Below are 16,531 nucleotides of genomic sequence, written 5' to 3'. Positions count from 1 at the left end.
CTGAGTGCATCACAGTCAGCACAGGTATCAGCAATCGACTCTGCAAGCATCAAGGACAGCCAAGAACTGTCGCTGCTTGCCAGCCTGAGTGCATCGATCAGTGCTTCTGAAAGTGCCGACGGCTCTGCCTCAATCAGTGCATCGCAAAGTGCATCTGACAGTGCAATCGACTCCGCCTCCGACGCAAGTCTGAGCGCTTCGATTAGTGCTTCGAACAGTGCCAGCGGTTCCGCCTCAGTAAGTGCATCTGAGAGTGCTGATACGTCAGCATCGATCAGCGGCTCTGAAAGTGCCGATACTTCCGCCTCGATTTCCACGGCATCCGAGAGTGCTTCGATTAGCGCTTCGAACAGTGCGAGTGGTTCTGCATCAGTAAGTGCTTCTCAAAGTGCTGATACGTCAGCATCGATCAGCGGCTCTGAAAGTGCCGATGCTTCTGCATCGATTTCCACGGCATCCGAGAGTGCTTCGATTAGCGCTTCGAACAGTGCGAGTGGTTCTGCATCAGTAAGTGCATCTGAGAGTGCTGATACGTCAGCATCGATCAGCGGCTCCGAAAGTGCCGATGCTTCGGCATCGATTTCCACGGCGTCCGAGAGTGCTTCAATTAGCGCCTCGAACAGTGCTAGTGGATCAGCAACTGTCAGCGCTTCTGAAAGTGCCGTAACCTCGGCAAGCGTTAGTGCTTCTGTAAGTGCTAGCGACTCGGCTGTGGTCAGAGCTTCCCAGAGCGCCTCTAACAGTGCTTCGCTGTCAGCCAACCGCAGTGCTTCTAACTCCGCAATCGTGAGTGCTTCGACGAGTGAATCAATCCTCAAGTCTGAGGTTTGGAGCATCTCCGAAAGCCTGAAAGAAACAGTGGTACATCCGCAAGAGGCACAAGCACAGACTCGAGTAGGGGCGCTGCGCCGCATGGCGTTGGCCGCTCCTAGCGATCCGGCTTCACAGGCCGTTTCGGAAACTGTTGAAGCTAGTGTGGCAGACAGTGTGGCAGCTTCTCTATCGGCTCAGGTTTCGGCCATCGATTCCGCAGCCACCTATGACAGCCAGCTGCTGTCACTGCTTGGCTCATTCAGTGCTTCCAACAGCGCATTCGTATCCGGTAGCATTAGTGCAATCGGTTCTGCGATTGTCAGTGGTTCTGCTAGTGAGTCAATCGACGCCGACGCGATTACCAGCTTGTCTCAGAGCATCTCAATTGCGAACTCTCAAGCGATTCCTGCAAGTGATATCGCTAGCGCCTCGACGAGTGCTTCAGCATCAGCTTCGGCAAGTGCTGACGCCTCAGCGAGTGCCAGTCAAAGTGCTTCGATCTCTGCTAGTCAGAGCACCAGCATTTTGGCCAGTCAGACGCCATCAGAAGCGAGTGCTTCGGCATCTGCTTCTGAAGTGGCTAGCGCCTCTGCATCGGCTTCGGCTAGTGCAAGTGCCAGCTACAGCACTGCGGTATCTGGTTACCCAAGTCTAAGTGCTTCTGAGTCGGTTCAGGTTTCGGCCATCGACTCGGCAAGCATCCGCGACAGCCAGATGTTGTCACTGCTCAATAGTCTGAGTGCTAGCGATTCTGCCAGCGTCAGTGCTTCACAGTCCACAAGCATTAGTGCCGATGGATCTGCGATTACCAGCGGCTCTGAAAGTGAATCGGCCGATGCATCAGCCATCGCCAGCTTGTCTGAGAGCATTTCCATTGCCAACTCTCAGTCCATCCCGGCAGATGTTTCCGCTAGTGCCTCTGCAAGTGCTTCGACATCAGCTTCGGCTAGTGCTAGTGCTTCAACAAGTGCCAGCGAAAGTGCTTCGGTATCTGCAAGTCAGAGTACCAGCATCCTAGATAGTCAGACACCTTCTGAAGCGAGTGCTTCGGCATCCGGTTCAGCGTCAGCCAGCGCATCCGCATCAGCTTCGGCTAGTGCCAGTGCTAGCTATAGCGACTCGGTATCCGGTTACCCAAGTCTGAGTGCTTCGCAGTCGGCTCTGGTTTCGGCCATCGACTCTGCAAGCATCAAGGACAGCCAGATGTTGTCATTGCTCGAAAGCTTGAGTGTCAGTGCTTCTGAAAGTGCTAGTGGTTCTGCCACAGTTAGTGCTTCCGAGAGTGCATCGACTTCAGCAAGCATCAGTGCTCATGGCTCCGCTATTGTCAGTGCCTCTGCTAGTGAATCCACGGACGCCTCAGTTCTTGGCAGTTTGTCCGAGAGCTTGGCTGACGTGGCTCGCCGGTCACTCAACGGCCCAGCTAGTGCCAGTGCTTCAACCAGCGCTGCGACATCAGCTTCGGTCAGTGCAGATGCCTCTGCAAGTGCTAGTCAAAGTGCTTCGATCTCTGCTAGTCAGAGCACCAGCATTTTGGCCGGTCAAACGCCTTCTGAGGCCAGTGCTTCGGCATCAGCATCAGGGGTGGCTAGTGCCTCTGCATCAGCTTCGGCTGTTGCAAGTGCCAGCTACAGCACTGCGGTATCTGGTTACCCAAGTCTAAGTGCTTCTGAGTCGGCTCAGGTTTCGGCCATCGACTCGGCAAGCATCCGCGACAGCCAGATGCTGTCACTGCTTGGCAGTCTGAGCGCTTCCTACAGTGCCGACGGTTCAGCCTCTACGAGTGCTTCCGTCAGTGCTAGTGGATCCGCATCAGCTTCTGCTAGTGGCTCAGCTTCCGCTAGCGGCTCCGCTTCAGCCAGTGCTTCTGCAAGCACCTCGGCTGTCGCCTCCGCTAGTGTAAGCAACAGTATTTCCGTTTCTGCCAAAACCGCAACTGGCGCTGGTAAGAATGGGAATTCTGGTAGCGGCACTGCGGTCTCGACATCCGCGACTAGCGCAGATCGTGCTCGGCTAGCGCGCATCAAGAATGGTGCTCGCGCTAACGGCCGGCTGCCTAAGACGGGTGAACGTAGTGAGTCACTGCTCTCTGCAATCGGAGCAAGCCTGATTGTTCTGATGGGACTCGGCGCTGCGGCCAGCCGCAAGAAGCGTCGTCACCAGGCTTAATCAGCCAGCTAAGATCTAAAGTACAAACGGAAAGGCTCTTCAACCACCTGCAATTGCGGGTTGGCTGAAGAGCCTTTTTGCGTGGGCGGGAGGGGGGATGGCTCATGATCAACGAAAGGTCAATTTATGATAAATAAAATGAGTAATATTTTTAGGCGTTTTTTTATTAAATCAGAAATTTGGTGATTTGTGTGAACCTTCCGTTATTCAAAGGGTAAAATGCTTCTCGGCATGCTCAGTGAGCTTGCTCCTGTTCGAAAGGCCGGTGTGAAAGCGATTAATAATCAGATGCTGCTATAAGCAGCGTGGCAGAAGTTAGGAGGCTAAACTATCCACGCTGGGCTACTCACAATCCGCTTTGTACAATAGTGATATTATGTGGTATAAAGCGCCACGGATTGCGTAAAAACGAAATAATTGAGAAGCTCTCAAGAAGTAAATCGTTATTTATATTGAATATTCGTGTTGACGAAATAATTATGGGTTGTTATAATTCGGGTGTTATCTAATACTTCGCTGGGCGTAAACACGCCAGGGGGACAGCGAGTCAAATAGGAGGAACTCTATAATGAAGAAGTCTTTACTTGTTAGCGCTGCTGCTCTTGCTTTGGCCGCTGCCACACTGGTTGCACCTGCGACCGTCTTTGCTGAAGACAATGGTCCTGCTGTGGGCCAGTCAACGGCTGAATTTGAAGTAACGGCCGGTGGCGACACAGATACCAACCCTGGTGGCGACAATGGTACTGGCGACAATGCAAATTTGTGGCTGGTGAAAGCACCAGACTTGAACTTTGGCAAGGCAACTGTTGCTGATATTATTGCCGGGAAAACATTGACTTACACCACGGTGGACGGCAAGACGGCCAATTCCAAACAGATTACTGACCCTAAGCCAGATCCTGCCGAAAACAATGAAGGTAAGCTGCAAGTAAGCGACCTTCGTGGTAACGGCGCCGGCTGGACACTTTCGGCCGCAATTACACCTTTCACGGCAGACGGTGCAACTTCACCTCTGAACGGTACCCTGAATCTTAAGCTTACCAATCTGAAGGCGGACAACGTGACAGCGACAGCTATTGCGGATCAGAATTCCGTTGAGCTGACGACAGACAACTCCGCGAAGACGCTGTGGACTGCTACTACCGATCAAGGTCAGGGTAACACGTCGGCTGATGTGGATGCTTCCACTTCACTGACCATCAACCCTAACGCCCAAGCTAAGGCTGCTGTGTATGATGCAACGATTACTTGGACACTTTCCAGCACCATTACTGCAGGCTAAGCCACTCATGTGAGTACTTAACGCGATCGAGGGGCGTCCTCGGTCGCGTTTTTTCGGATTAAGGGTTAAAGACCTTTGAATCTTCGTGTTCCCATTGTCGAAAGGAGTTTTACCTTGCGCCTTAAAACCTTGTTGTTTATCGCTTTGGCGGCCCTTGGTCTGGGGGTTGCTCAAGTGCAGCCCAACCAAGCTCAGGCCGCATCTGGGGCAGCATACACCGTTAGCCCCATCATTCCCGATAATCAGCGCACTACAGTGTCGAGCTACTTTGACTTGGTCGTCAAACCAGGTTCTACTCAGCCGCTAACAGTGGCAGTGACCAATGAAACGGCAGGGGTTCGACACATTAAGGTGTCTTTGACGCATGCTTATACTCAGGATAATGGGGAGATTGGCTATAAGCCAAACGGTCGAACTGATTCCTCAGCCCAGTATCGGGTCGATCAGTTAGGTCAAAAGAGTCAGGTAGTGACATTGGCCGGGCATCAGACGAAACGAGTGACCGTGAACCTGAAGATCCCGGAACAGGGTTTTACCGGTGTGTTGCTTGGCGGCCTTTATCTTGTCGACAAGGAAGAAACTGCTGGGAGTACCGGTGACGGCGTTCAGTTCAAAAACCGCTATGCGACCTTGGTCGGTATTCAGCTGCAAACCAGCACTGGCGCCATCAACAATGTGAAACCAGACTTGAAGCTAAAGGGAGTCGGCGCTGGGATTTCGAGTAACCAGCCCGGCGTTTTGGCAACGATTCAGAACCCAATGCCAACGTACTGGGGTAAGATGCTGTTCACTGCAAAAGTATACAAGCGAAACTCCAATACTGTTGTTATGAAGCGGACCGCTAGCGGGTATACGACGGCGCCGAACAGCCGCTTTGACTTCGGGATTACGCAGAAAGACGGGCTAACCCCTGGCGATTATACCTTGGATCTGCTGGTCACTGGCCCCCACGGCCGCTGGCACTGGAAGCGCAACTTCTCGATTTTGACTGAACAAGCACAAAAAATTAACAAAAAATTGGCGCTGAAGACGCCGTTTGTCATGCCATGGTGGGGTTGGGTCCTCATCGGCGTTGGCATTGTCTTGCTCCTAGGCTTGCTGTGGTGGCTGATACTCCTGCTGCTGCGCCGCAAGAAGGATGATAAGGCTGAGAATAAGCCGCAATAGCGGAAAGGAGAGTGCCCTATGCGATATTGGAAAATCGGCTTAGCAGTGGCCCTCACCGCAGCCGGCCTCACCCTCGGGGGCACCGGGGTGAACGCGGCGACGAATACGGGTGCGGCGGTGGGTCAAACCGTTGCCGAGTTCGTGGTGTTACCAAGTCCCTACCAGCCAAGTAAGCCGGGCAAACTACCGCCGCGGGTAACTCCGACGGATCACGTGCCTGGTACGAAAAGCGCAACTGGTCGAACTTATGGCCGTTTGCCTAAAACCGGTGAAACACTTGCCTTGATTTTAGCCGGCGTCGGCTTTGGCTTACTGGGATTAATTGCGATGATGTTGTTGTTGCTGTTGTGGCGGCGAAGGGAGGATGCGACTGATGAAGCACTTAACTAAAAAGCGCCTGAGTCGCTGGCTGACCCTTGCTGCGGTGGCAACATTGACGGCTGCAGTCGGCGGAACCATGCAGACAGTCAAAGCGGCAGATCCTCCAGATTTATGGACCCAGGCGACTGACATCAATGATAAGCGTTATCCGGAGCCTTTTGATCCTGATACTGGCTTACCAGCTTTTGTGCCATTTGATCAGGCAATGACAACTGCAGGAGTAGCGGGCACAAGTAGTGTTTTGCTTGATAACGCTGCGGGTAACCACGTCGCAGTGCAACTTACGCATGCTCTGACTCAGTCCGGATCAATTTGGAGCACATCGACGCTTCCGCTGACAAAAAACTTTTCTACGAAGATGCATATCTATTTTGGTACTAATACGGATCCTGGTGATGGGATGGCGTTTGTCCTGAGGGGTGGGGGTACGCCATCTTCTGTTGGGAATGCAGGTTCCGGAATCGGTATCTGGAGCGTAAAACCTGATACGGGGGGGAATATTGCCGGAGCTTTAACTAATACCTTCGCAATCGCTTTTGATACTTACAACAACGGTGCTAAGAATGATACAGATGTGAATGTTAAGACTCCCAGTGGCGCGGCGAATGCTGATGGTCAGTATATAGGCTGGGGATTTCCGGCAATGGACTATCAGTACGGGACAAAGGCATACTCAGCCCTGCAATTTGATTCTCTCAATCGTGCAGACGGTGGGATCAATAAGAAAACAGATGGTGCAGGTATTCCTGATCAACGGGGCTTGGGTGGCTATCAGGTAATCACAAAGGCCAGTGGTGAGAAGTTTACCGACGGCAAGTGGCACACTGTAACCGTTGATTGGCAAACAAATGCTGCCAAAGATGGCGGCGGTAAATTAACATTTAGTGTTGAAATAAGTAGTGGTCATGTCTTTACAAAGACATTGACATGGACGGCTAAGGACATGACGACCATCTTTGGCTCCACAGCTATATCACAAGGTGTTAATTGGGGTTTTACCGGCTCCACAGGAGCTAAATTCGAAGAAGGCGTTGTAACCTTTGAAACTATTCCTGGGCTGGTTGATGCTAGTGTTTCCGCTAACGTGACTGGTCGTAACGGAAGCGGGCCGCCAGCACCAGTCTATGTGGGCGATTCACTCTCTCAAAGTTACACGATTACTTACAACGGTATTAATAGTAAGCAGGATTGGCCACTTCCTGATAAAACAACGAATACAACTACGATGACTGGTACGCTGCGCACCACTTCCGGTTATGGGTTTGAGGTCAATCCAGATGGCAAGACGGTAAACGTGACTGTACTCAAGGATGGGGTGACGCAGACGCTTGTGGGTACTGCGACCCAGACGGCCGATGTTATCGACAAGTTTGGTCAAACCAAGAAATACGCTACTCAGGTCGACGTCACTTTGCCAGGCTTTACAAAAGAAGGCGGTGATGGCCAAACCTATACGGTAACGGCACCAATTTTGGCAGCTACCGCGAGTGCCGCAGCCACTGCTAGTGCAGGTACTATCGCTGGTAGTAATGCGAAGTACTCGGCAACCGTGTCCACGCCAGAGGTACTCGAAAATCCCCTAGGCATTGGTGCTCCGAACTTCATCTTCAATAATCTGAGTGTCGGCCAAATTATCAAAGGGCTCTCAGGAGTCAGCGGCACGATGGACGGCACTGGCAACCTTGTCGCCGCGGCTCCAACCGGTGTGCATACGACAATCACCGCTTCCATGACGCCGGTTAACTTTCCGGGTGGGACTGGCTACACGGCTGGGAACACGACCATCGGGTTCACGTATAGTGGCCGAAATGTCACCTTGCCGGATGATAACAAGGCGAAAACAGTGTACAGTGCCGATACGCCACCAACTAGCGGCGCCATTACCAATCTGAAGTTGAACATGGCGCCGTATCCGCAAATCAAACTTGGTAACTATTCTTCGACGATTACCTGGACCATTGCGGCGACACCAATCGCCGGTTAAAGAGAACGAACATAACGCGTCAAAAAGAGCCGACCAACTTGGCAATCAAGTTGGTCGGCCCTTCGTTTACACTGAAGTTGTAGCGGTAAGAAAGCAACGAGCTTATTCTGTCGGTGCCACCCGCCGCATCTCCGCATACTCCGGTTTCGTCTCGAATTCATGGCGGGCAAAGGAGCACAGCGGCTCGATCTTCTTACCTTCCTCGCGAGCCTGATCCACCACGGCTTTCACCAGTTTGCCGGCGATGCCTTGACCGCGGAGAATGGGGTCAACGTAGGTGTGGTCGATGACGTAATTCCGGCCGTCATCGATGGGCTGGAAGGTCACTTCCGCAATCAGTTTGCCGGTGTCGTCATTTAAGAAGTAGCGGCCGGTTTCATGTTGAAAGGTCATCATAAATCCCCCTTTTGACCCGCCGAGGCGAGTCTTCTTTGACTATATGGTAACAATTTGAAAAGGTTAGTTCAAGAAAGCGCTGACAGCCGCAAAAAGCGGGGCCGCTCGTGGTAGAATGTGACGTATACCATTAAGGAGGAGACACGATGCGTAGTCGCGGCTTTGAAATTGTTTCAGCGTTTGAAAATCAGGGCGTGAAGCTCCCAGAACGGCAAACCAAAAATGCAGCTGGGTATGACTTTTTTGCTCGGGAGGATTTTGTCCTCAAGAGTATTTGGCGCTATGACTTCATTCGCCTGTTCCGGCTGATCAAAAACGAGCACCCGCTGACCGAACAGGACTTCACCCGGGCCACTAAGATTTTGAAGCCGCTGTTGGTGCCAACCGGGGTGAAGGCCTACATGCAGCCGAATGAAGTGCTGATTTTGGCCAATCGCTCTAGCAATCCGCTGAAGCGCGGATTGGTGATTCCGAACGGGATCGGCGTGATCGACGCGGATTATTACAACAATACCAGCAACGAAGGCGAAATCTTTATCCAAATGCTTAACTTTTCGCCGCGGGATGTGGTGATTGAGCAAGGTGAGCGCATCGGCCAAGGCATTTTCATGCCGTATCTGCTGGCCGATGGCGACACCGGTAACGAGAACGCTCGGACTGCCGGGTTTGGCTCCACTGGGAAGTAATAGCAAAGGAAGCGAGTAGATGGCCAAGGCCAGAACCAAATATGTTTGTCAAAATTGTGGCTACATCTCGGCCACCTTCCTCGGCCGCTGCCCGAACTGCGGCGCGTGGAATTCGCTGGTGGAAGAAACCGAAGCGCCGGTGAAGACGGCGGCGCCGCGCAAAACCAGTGGCGGCACCAAAATCACCCCGCAGCGGCTCAATGAGGTGTCGCTCAAAAAAGAGCCGCGCGTGGCCACTGAACTCAATGAGCTGAATCGCGTGCTCGGCGGCGGAATTGTGCCAGGCTCTTTGATTCTGATTGGCGGCGATCCTGGGATCGGCAAGTCGACGCTGCTGACGCAGGTGTCGGGCTACCTGGCCCGCGGCGGGGCGAAGGTCCTGTATGTGTCCGGGGAAGAAAGTGCCAGCCAGATCAAGCTGCGGGCGATGCGCCTGGGCGTGGGTGATTCGGGGATGTACTTGTATCCGGAAACGGATATGCCCAGCATCATTGCCGCCATTGATGACATGGCGCCGGATTACGTCATCATCGACTCGGTGCAGACCATGAATGTGCCGGATATGAATTCGGCGGTGGGCTCAGTCAGCCAAATCCGCGAAGTGACAGCCGAACTGATGCGCATTGCCAAAACCAACCAGATCACGATTTTCATTGTTGGTCATGTCACCAAGGAAGGCGCCATTGCGGGGCCGAAGATTTTGGAACACATGGTGGATACGGTGTTGTACTTTGAAGGCGACATGCACCACACCTACCGCATGTTGCGCTCGGTGAAAAACCGCTTCGGCTCCACCAATGAAATTGGCATCTTCGAGATGCACCAAAGCGGCTTGGCAGAGGTGGCTAATCCGTCCGAACTCTTTCTCGAGGAACGCTTGGCTGGTGCCACCGGTTCTGCGGTGGTGGTGTCGATGGAAGGCACGCGGCCGATTTTGGTTGAGTTGCAAGCCTTGATGACGCCGACGATGTACGGCAACGCCAAGCGCACGTCTAGCGGCTTAGACCATAACCGAGTCAGCTTGATTATCGCCGTGCTGGAAAAGCGCGCTAACCTGATGCTGCAAAACCAGGATGCTTACCTGAAGGCGACTGGTGGGGTGCGGCTGGATGAACCGGCAATCGATTTGGCGATGGCAATGGCGATTGCCAGTTCGTATCGCGATACCGAAATCGCCCCGACCGACTGTTTTGTCGGCGAAATTGGCTTGACTGGCGAGGTGCGCCGGGTCAATCGGATTGAGGATCGCATCAAAGAAGCGGCAAAATTAGGCTTTAAACGCATTTTTGTCCCTAAGAATAACCTGCAGGGCTTTGCTTCCCGTGATAAAATTGAAGTGATTGGTGTTGCCAGCGTCAGTGAGGCGCTGCAAGTCGTATTCAATCAGAAAGGAGGAACGAAATGAGAAAACGTGTGATTGCAATCGTGTTTGGGTTAGTCGGCGTCGGCGTTGGGGTCAATACGCTGCCGTTCTTATGGATGCTCTTGCATCTGGACAGCATTGCGTGGTTGAACAACGCGATCGTTGACGGGTTGATCGGCGCCGTGGTGTTCTTGGCCATTTCTGAAGTGGCGTCCGGTTGGATTATCCGCAAACTCGATCAAGCAGAAAAATATCTCAGCACGAAATCGGCATCGTTCCTGTTGTTTGGTGTGTTAGGCACGATTGTTGGCCTGGTGTTAGCTGCCATTATTTCAATTCTCTTTTATAATCTCCCCGGGCCATGGGGCGTGCTGTTGCCGCTGGTTTTGATGATGTTGCTTGGTTACTTCGGCTTTCGGCTGGGGACCACGCGGCGCGACGAATGGCGCAAGCTGTTCGGCCAGCGCAATCGTGACCGCGATCGTGAGAAAAAAGAGGATGACAACGCGGCGCTGCTTGATCGCCGGGTGGGGGACAACTTCCGCAAGTACAAGTTGCTCGATACCAGTGTGATTATTGACGGCCGCGTGCAGGCGATTGCCAAGACTGGTTTTTTGGAAGGCACGTTGCTCGTGCCAACCTTCGTGGTGCATGAGTTGCAGCTGATTTCCGACTCGGCCGACGCCTTAAAGCGCGGCCGCGGCCGGCGGGGGCTGGATATCATTAACCAGATGAAGGCCGATGACGAAATCAACGTGGAAATGTACGACGGCGATTTCGAAGACATGACCGAAGTGGACAGCAAGCTGTTGAAACTGGCCAAGATGCTGGATGGGATTGTGGTGACCAATGACTACAACCTCAACAAAGTGGCGCAGTTTCAAAACGTGCCAGTGCTCAATATCAACGAGCTGGCCAATGCCCTGAAGCCGGATCTTATTCCTGGCGAGCCGATGACCGTGACGGTAATCAAGTCTGGGACTGAGCGGCAGCAAGGGGTCGCCTACATGGAAGACGGCACGATGGTCGTGGTTGAAGACGGCCAGTTCTACATGAACAAGCCCCTGAACGTCATTGTGACCTCCGCCATTCAAACGGCAGCCGGCCGGATGATTTTCGCCAAGCCTGCCCATCAGCAGCAGTCCTTGCGCGATGAAGCCGGCAAGGATGCCAAGCCAGAGGCGTCAGAACCGAAGAACACGAAAAAGAAAAAGTAGGGCCGAGGCGCTCGCCGTCTAGCCGATCGAGTCGCCAGTGCTTCGTCGCTGGCGGCTTTTTTTGCAGAAAAAAGGCTTCTGCGCTATTGTGAAAACTCGCAACCGGGCGTGTTCGAAGCCGCCCCTTGTGGTACACTGTCAATGCAAGTGCACTGCGTTTTATTTGGTGCACGCCCCAGTTTGGGGAACAAAATTATGGAGGCATCGTGCATTGACAGATCGACCAATTCGGGTGCGTTACGCACCGAGTCCAACCGGACATTTACACATCGGGAACGCGCGGACGGCGCTGTTCAACTATTTGTTTGCCCGGCATAACAACGGGACAATGGTGCTGCGGATCGAAGACACAGACACCAAGCGCAACATTGCAGACGGGGAAAAGAGTCAGATCGAAAACCTGCACTGGTTGGGGATCGACTGGGATGAAGGCCCTGATAAAGGCGGCGACTTTGGCCCTTACCGGCAATCTGAACGCAAGGCTATCTATGAACGCTATATCCAGGAACTGATGGATAAAGGCCAAGCTTATGAATCCTACAAAACCGAAGCTGAATTGGAAGCCGATCGTGAAGCTCAAAAGGCCAATCACGAAATGCCACATTATGTCTACGAATACGAAGGCATGACCGTTGCAGAGAAGCAGGCTAAAATTGCCGCCGCCAAGGCGCAGGGCCTAGAGCCGGTCATTCGCTTCCACATCCCAACTGATAAGACCTACGAATGGAATGATATCGTCAAAGGTGATATTTCCATCGAAGGTAAAACCATCGGCGGCGACTTTGTTATCATGAAACGTGATGGCATGCCAACCTATAACTTCGCAGTGGTGGTTGATGACCATTTAATGGAAATCACCCATGTGCTACGTGGGGATGACCACATCGCCAACACGCCAAAGCAAATCGCGATTTACGAAGCACTGGGCTGGGAACCACCGGTATTTGGCCACATGACGTTGATTATCAATGGCGAAACCGGTAAGAAGCTGTCCAAGCGTGACGAATCCGTTTTGCAGTTCATCGAACAGTATCGCGAACTGGGTTACCTGCCAGAGGCGATGTTTAACTTCATCACCTTGCTGGGTTGGTCACCAAAAGGGGAAGACGAAATCTTCTCCAAGAAGGACTTCATCAAGCTCTTTGATGAAACCCGCCTGTCCAAGAGTCCGGCGCGCTTCGATAAGAAGAAGCTGGAATGGGTCAACAACCAGTACATCAAGAAGACCGATCCAAACGAACTGACCGCCTTGGCCAGCGAGAACCTGATTGAATCCGGCCGGTTGCCTAAAGATCCAGATCCGAAGACTTTGGAATGGGCGCGGCAACTGATTAGCCTGTATATCCCGCAAATGAGTTACACCGGCCAAATCACCGAGCTGTCCAGCATTTTCTTCGAAGCTCCTAAGGCTTTGGATGAAGCAGCGCTGAAGGAATTGGCTGACGACAACGCTTTGCCAGTGATTCAAAACGTTGCTACTAAGCTGCGCGCTTTGGATACCTTCTCGGCGTACTTCATCAACCAGGCGGTTTATCACACTCGGCTTGAAACCGGCGTGAAGGGCCGCAAGCTCTACATGCCAATTCGTATCGCTACCACCCGCGAGATGCACGGCCCGCAACTGGCCGAAACCATCGAACTGATGGGGCGCGAAAAAGTCTTAGCCAACATCGATTACGTTTTGCAAGCTTTACAGAAGTAAGACGATGCATGAACAGCCACTCCCAGCGGGGTGGCTGTTTGATTCATTGCCCGGGAAATAGCGGTACCTTGCTTCAATGGAAATTGTTTCAATTAACCCTAGCAACTTCACAACAATCCTGTTACAATAATTGTTGCAAGTTACTTATATTGTCACAGGACGAAAGGAGCGCTTTTTATGACAACATATGCTTTAACTGCCGCGACGGGTCACTTTGGCCAAACCGCGGTCAAACAATTGGTGGCGTTAGTCGGGGCTGAGAATGTCGTGGCGTTGGCCCGCAATGTCGACAAGGCTAAGGGCTTAATGCCAGCCGGCGTGACGGTGCGGCCTGGCGATTACACGGATCAAGACCAGTTGACGGCTTCACTGCAGGGCGTGGATCGGTTGCTGTTTATTTCGTCGCTGCCAGGTGGCCAGGTGTCGCGGCTTCAGCAGCATCAGAACCTGATCAATGCGGCCAAGGCGGCGCAAGTCAGTTTTGTCGCTTACACCAGTTTTCCCCATGCTGATCAGTCTAAAGCCCCACTGGCGGCGGATCATCAGGCGACTGAGCAGGCGCTGAAGGATTCGGGTTTAACGTATGCCTTTTTGCGCAATAACTGGTACTTAGAAAATGAAGCAAATGGCTTGAAGAAGGCGGCCGCGGGCAAGCCCCTGGTTTACGCGGCTGGCACCGGCCAGGTGGGCTGGGCTTTGGAACGGGAATACGCCGAAGCAGCGGCCAAGATTTTGGTGGCCGATGCACCGCAGGCCGTTTATGAATTATCCGGCCCCGCGCGGACCTATGCGGACTTGGCGGCGGCGATTGATGGGGCGACGGCACAGTCACTCGATGTTGCGACGTACAAACAAGGGCTGGAAGCGGCGGGCTTGCCCGCCGGCGCGGTTGCAGCATTGTCGGGCATTCAGCAGTCGATTCGGGACGGCCAGTTGACGCCGGACGGTGATACACTTTCTGCAGTGCTTGGGCATGAGCTAACGCCACTGCCAGATGCGATTCAGGCAGTGCTGCGAGGGTAAATCGATGAAATACTCGCATAAGCTCAGCGACGGGGTGCATATTTTGGCCTATGTCGACATTTACCAAGATGCCGATCTCTCCAGCAGTGCCATTGCGGCCAGTATCGAAGCCAATCCAAGCCTGGTGCGGCGGCTGATGGCCCAACTGGTTAAGGCCGGCCTGCTGACAAGTCAGCCTGGAGCCGCCGCGCCGGCGCTGGGCCGACCAGCGGCAGAGATTTCGCTGCTGGATGTCTACCAGGCTTTGGAAGGCAACCAGGAGCTGCTGCATATTGATGAGAAAACCAACCCGCAATGTATCGTGGGCGGCAATATTCAGGCTAGTCTGAATGCAGTATACGCACAAGTACAGCAAGCGGCCGAGGCGCAAATGGCGGCGATTAGTTTGCAGGGGATTATCTCAGATATTCTGCAGCGTGAAGCGGCAAAACACTAGCTCGATTTTTGCAAAAAAGGTCAACGTCTTTAAGACGTTGGCCTTTTCTGATGATACGAATCAGTGAGCTTGAAGGAACGACTTGATTAAGCCGCGTGTTTCTTGAGCAGGAACGCCCCGCCAAATGCGGCAATAATGGCCATGAAACCCAATCCCGCCAAGGCTGCATCTTTAGCATTGCCAGTACGTGGCAGACTTGCCTTGGTGCTCTTCTTGGCTGCCGTGGTAACCACTTTATGGCCTAATTTCTTGGCCGGGGCTTTCACGGGTTTTGGCTCTGGCTTGCCTTGGTTATCCGTAGCGGCTTGCTTGCCGGTGTCGGTTGGGGTCGGGGTAGTTTCAACCGGTGTTTCTGCTTTGGCCAAGGCATCGATGGTCAAAGACAGTGGGGCGATGTCGGTCATCCCAGTACTCAGCACGATAGCTTGCTTGGCATCCGTCAGTGGGACGTCGATTTCGTACTTGCCGCCGGCGCCAATCACGGTTTCCACTAAAGGTGCGCCATCAACAGACTTGGCATAAATGGGTTCGCCTGTTGACAGGTCCGGATCGACGACGGTGCCAGTGATGCGAGCGACTTTTGCGTCTTGGTCGTAGGTCACTTTGTCAGAGGTGATTTCTTTTTTGGCCAAGTCACCTTTGGTAATCAGACCCAGTTTGCGTTTCAAGCTCAGGAGCCGGAAGACGTGCTGGTCGATTTCGCTTTCTGACAAGTTGCCTGCTTTAACGGCATCAAGCAAGGCAGGAATGGCTTTCGCGTAATCATTATTCATGATGCCATCGTTACCGGCTTCAGCAGCTAGTACGTCGACGGCAACGTCATTATGTTCCTGAGCAAACTTGGTGATGGCGCCCATACCCAGACCGTCGGTGATAATCACACCTTGGAAGCCGAGTTCTTCGCGCAGCAGGCCTTGAACGACCTTCCGCGAAAGGGAGGAAGGATAGTCAGGATCAACGGCCTTCATCACAATATGAGCAATCATAATGGAATCAACGCCGGCTTCAATCCCGGCCTTGAACGGTAGCAGGTCCTCTTGTTCGAATTGTTCTTTGGTGCGATCAACCACGGCAAAATCCGTATGGGTGTCAATCGCCGCACCATAACCAGGGAAGTGCTTCAACGTCGCGGCAACATTTTGCTGCCAAGCCGGAACCACCTGCGTGATGTAGTCCGCTGTGGCCGCGTAGTCTTGACCAAACGAGCGGGCGTAGATGAAGGCATCCTTGTCGCTGGTGGTGTCTGCATCAGGGGCGAAGTTCCAGTTGACGCCGAGGTCACGGAGCATTGCACCGACATCGGTGGCCTCTTTCAAGACTTCTGGCATGCCCCCTTCGGCATACGCCTGCTGCGGCGATGGGAAGGCACGATAATCGGACACGACTGGATTATCACTCAGCCGTGAAACCTTGCCGCCTTCTTGGTCGATACCGACCAGCAGCGGTAGATCAGCAGCATCTTGGAAACTCTGAATTTTAGTCTTAAACGCTGCTGCATCTTTAACACTGGTGAAATCGGCGCCGTAAACAATCAACCCACCCAGGTGATATTTGGCGACGTCTTGGCGCACCTGTTGGTTGTCCTGCGGGGTGCGCGAGATAAACATTTGCCCAACTTTTTCTTCCAAGGTCATCCGGCTGATGTAGGCGTTGATGTCTGCGTCAGTCAGTGTGTTGTCAGCCGTCGCGGCGTGAACCGTGGTGGCGCTGAAACCGCTACTCCCCAGCAGCAGTCCAGCGGTACTCAACGTGGTGACCAAAAGATTTGCCCATTTCTTCATAACCCATGTACTCCTCTCGAGCCAATAATGGCTAGTGCACTGTCATTGGTCTATACTCCTCCTTGCTCAGGGTGAGTATAGCACCGGCAAATGATTGATGGAAGCGTTTTATAATATCTTTTTTAATTTTT

Annotated in this window: 15 protein-coding genes; 11 read left to right on the top strand and 4 right to left on the bottom strand. The window is 53.0% G+C overall.

All coding sequences use genetic code 11. The features are described 5' to 3' along the window. Both EKM90_RS04105 and EKM90_RS04100 read right to left on the bottom strand, forming a co-directional pair. Positions 1–317, bottom strand: a 317-nt coding sequence (locus EKM90_RS04105) for a hypothetical protein (protein WP_404819938.1), incomplete at its 3' end; no start/stop codon positions are given. 66 nt (positions 318–383) lie between these two features. Further along, a complete protein-coding gene (locus EKM90_RS04100) occupies positions 384–761 on the bottom strand; it encodes a hypothetical protein (protein WP_125579949.1) in 378 nt (125 codons plus the stop codon). 25 nt (positions 762–786) lie between these two features. Between EKM90_RS04100 and EKM90_RS04095 the strand changes: the two genes are divergently transcribed. The 5 genes from EKM90_RS04095 to EKM90_RS04075 all read left to right on the top strand — a co-directional run bounded on the left by EKM90_RS04095 (position 787) and on the right by EKM90_RS04075 (position 7,796). Then, a complete protein-coding gene (locus tag EKM90_RS04095; protein WP_164507842.1) occupies positions 787–2,982 on the top strand; it encodes an LPXTG cell wall anchor domain-containing protein in 2,196 nt (731 codons plus the stop codon). Positions 2,983–3,550: 568 nt separating this feature from the next. After that, on the top strand, positions 3,551–4,264 hold the full coding sequence (locus EKM90_RS04090) for a WxL domain-containing protein (protein ID WP_125579945.1): 714 nt from the start codon (positions 3,551–3,553) through the stop codon (positions 4,262–4,264). A 114-nt stretch (positions 4,265–4,378) separates the two neighbouring features. Continuing rightward, the gene (locus EKM90_RS04085) at positions 4,379–5,431 is read left to right on the top strand and encodes a DUF916 and DUF3324 domain-containing protein (RefSeq protein ID WP_164507841.1); all 1,053 of its coding nucleotides are present in this window, start codon (positions 4,379–4,381) and stop codon (positions 5,429–5,431) included. 18 nt (positions 5,432–5,449) lie between these two features. Next, on the top strand, positions 5,450–5,821 hold the full coding sequence (locus tag EKM90_RS04080; RefSeq protein WP_125579941.1) for an LPXTG cell wall anchor domain-containing protein: 372 nt from the start codon (positions 5,450–5,452) through the stop codon (positions 5,819–5,821). Next, entirely contained in the window at positions 5,805–7,796 is a 1,992-nt protein-coding gene (locus EKM90_RS04075; RefSeq protein WP_125579939.1) for a lectin-like domain-containing protein, read from the top strand. The genes EKM90_RS04080 and EKM90_RS04075 overlap by 17 nt, the downstream gene beginning before the upstream one ends. A gap of 102 nt (positions 7,797–7,898) precedes the next feature. On the opposite strand, the gene EKM90_RS04070 is transcribed toward EKM90_RS04075, so the two are convergent. After that, a complete protein-coding gene (locus tag EKM90_RS04070) occupies positions 7,899–8,189 on the bottom strand; it encodes a GNAT family N-acetyltransferase (RefSeq protein WP_125579937.1) in 291 nt (96 codons plus the stop codon). 149 nt (positions 8,190–8,338) lie between these two features. Here EKM90_RS04070 and EKM90_RS04065 point away from each other — a divergent pair, with 149 nt between their 5' ends. From EKM90_RS04065 to EKM90_RS04040, 6 genes are all read left to right on the top strand, one after another. Further along, complete coding sequence (locus tag EKM90_RS04065; RefSeq protein WP_125579935.1) at positions 8,339–8,878, top strand: dCTP deaminase/dUTPase family protein; 540 nt, start codon at positions 8,339–8,341, stop codon at positions 8,876–8,878. Between the two features lie 19 nt (positions 8,879–8,897). Next, positions 8,898–10,283, top strand: a complete 1,386-nt coding sequence (gene radA, locus EKM90_RS04060; protein ID WP_125579933.1) for a DNA repair protein RadA — start codon at positions 8,898–8,900, stop codon at positions 10,281–10,283. Beyond that, positions 10,280–11,458, top strand: a complete 1,179-nt coding sequence (locus EKM90_RS04055; RefSeq protein WP_125579931.1) for a PIN/TRAM domain-containing protein — start codon at positions 10,280–10,282, stop codon at positions 11,456–11,458. Before radA ends, EKM90_RS04055 begins: the two co-directional genes overlap by 4 nt. A gap of 211 nt (positions 11,459–11,669) precedes the next feature. Further along, a complete protein-coding gene (gene gltX / locus EKM90_RS04050) occupies positions 11,670–13,160 on the top strand; it encodes a glutamate--tRNA ligase (RefSeq protein ID WP_125579929.1) in 1,491 nt (496 codons plus the stop codon). 177 nt (positions 13,161–13,337) lie between these two features. Next, positions 13,338–14,183, top strand: coding sequence for an NAD(P)H-binding protein (locus EKM90_RS04045; RefSeq protein ID WP_125579927.1), 846 nt, complete (start codon positions 13,338–13,340; stop codon positions 14,181–14,183). A gap of 4 nt (positions 14,184–14,187) precedes the next feature. Further along, positions 14,188–14,619, top strand: coding sequence for an Rrf2 family transcriptional regulator (locus tag EKM90_RS04040; RefSeq protein ID WP_125579925.1), 432 nt, complete (start codon positions 14,188–14,190; stop codon positions 14,617–14,619). Between the two features lie 86 nt (positions 14,620–14,705). Here the strand turns inward: EKM90_RS04040 and EKM90_RS04035 are convergent, their stop codons facing one another. Further along, a complete protein-coding gene (locus tag EKM90_RS04035) occupies positions 14,706–16,400 on the bottom strand; it encodes a glycoside hydrolase family 3 protein (protein WP_225422710.1) in 1,695 nt (564 codons plus the stop codon). Positions 16,401–16,531: the final 131 nt, after the last annotated feature.

The sequence above is a fragment of the Lacticaseibacillus suibinensis genome (assembly GCF_003946175.1).
Classification (GTDB): Bacteria; Bacillota; Bacilli; order Lactobacillales; family Lactobacillaceae; genus Lacticaseibacillus; species Lacticaseibacillus suibinensis.
The sequence above is the reverse complement of the archived record's forward strand: the minus strand, read 5'-3'. Positions and strand labels throughout refer to the sequence as shown.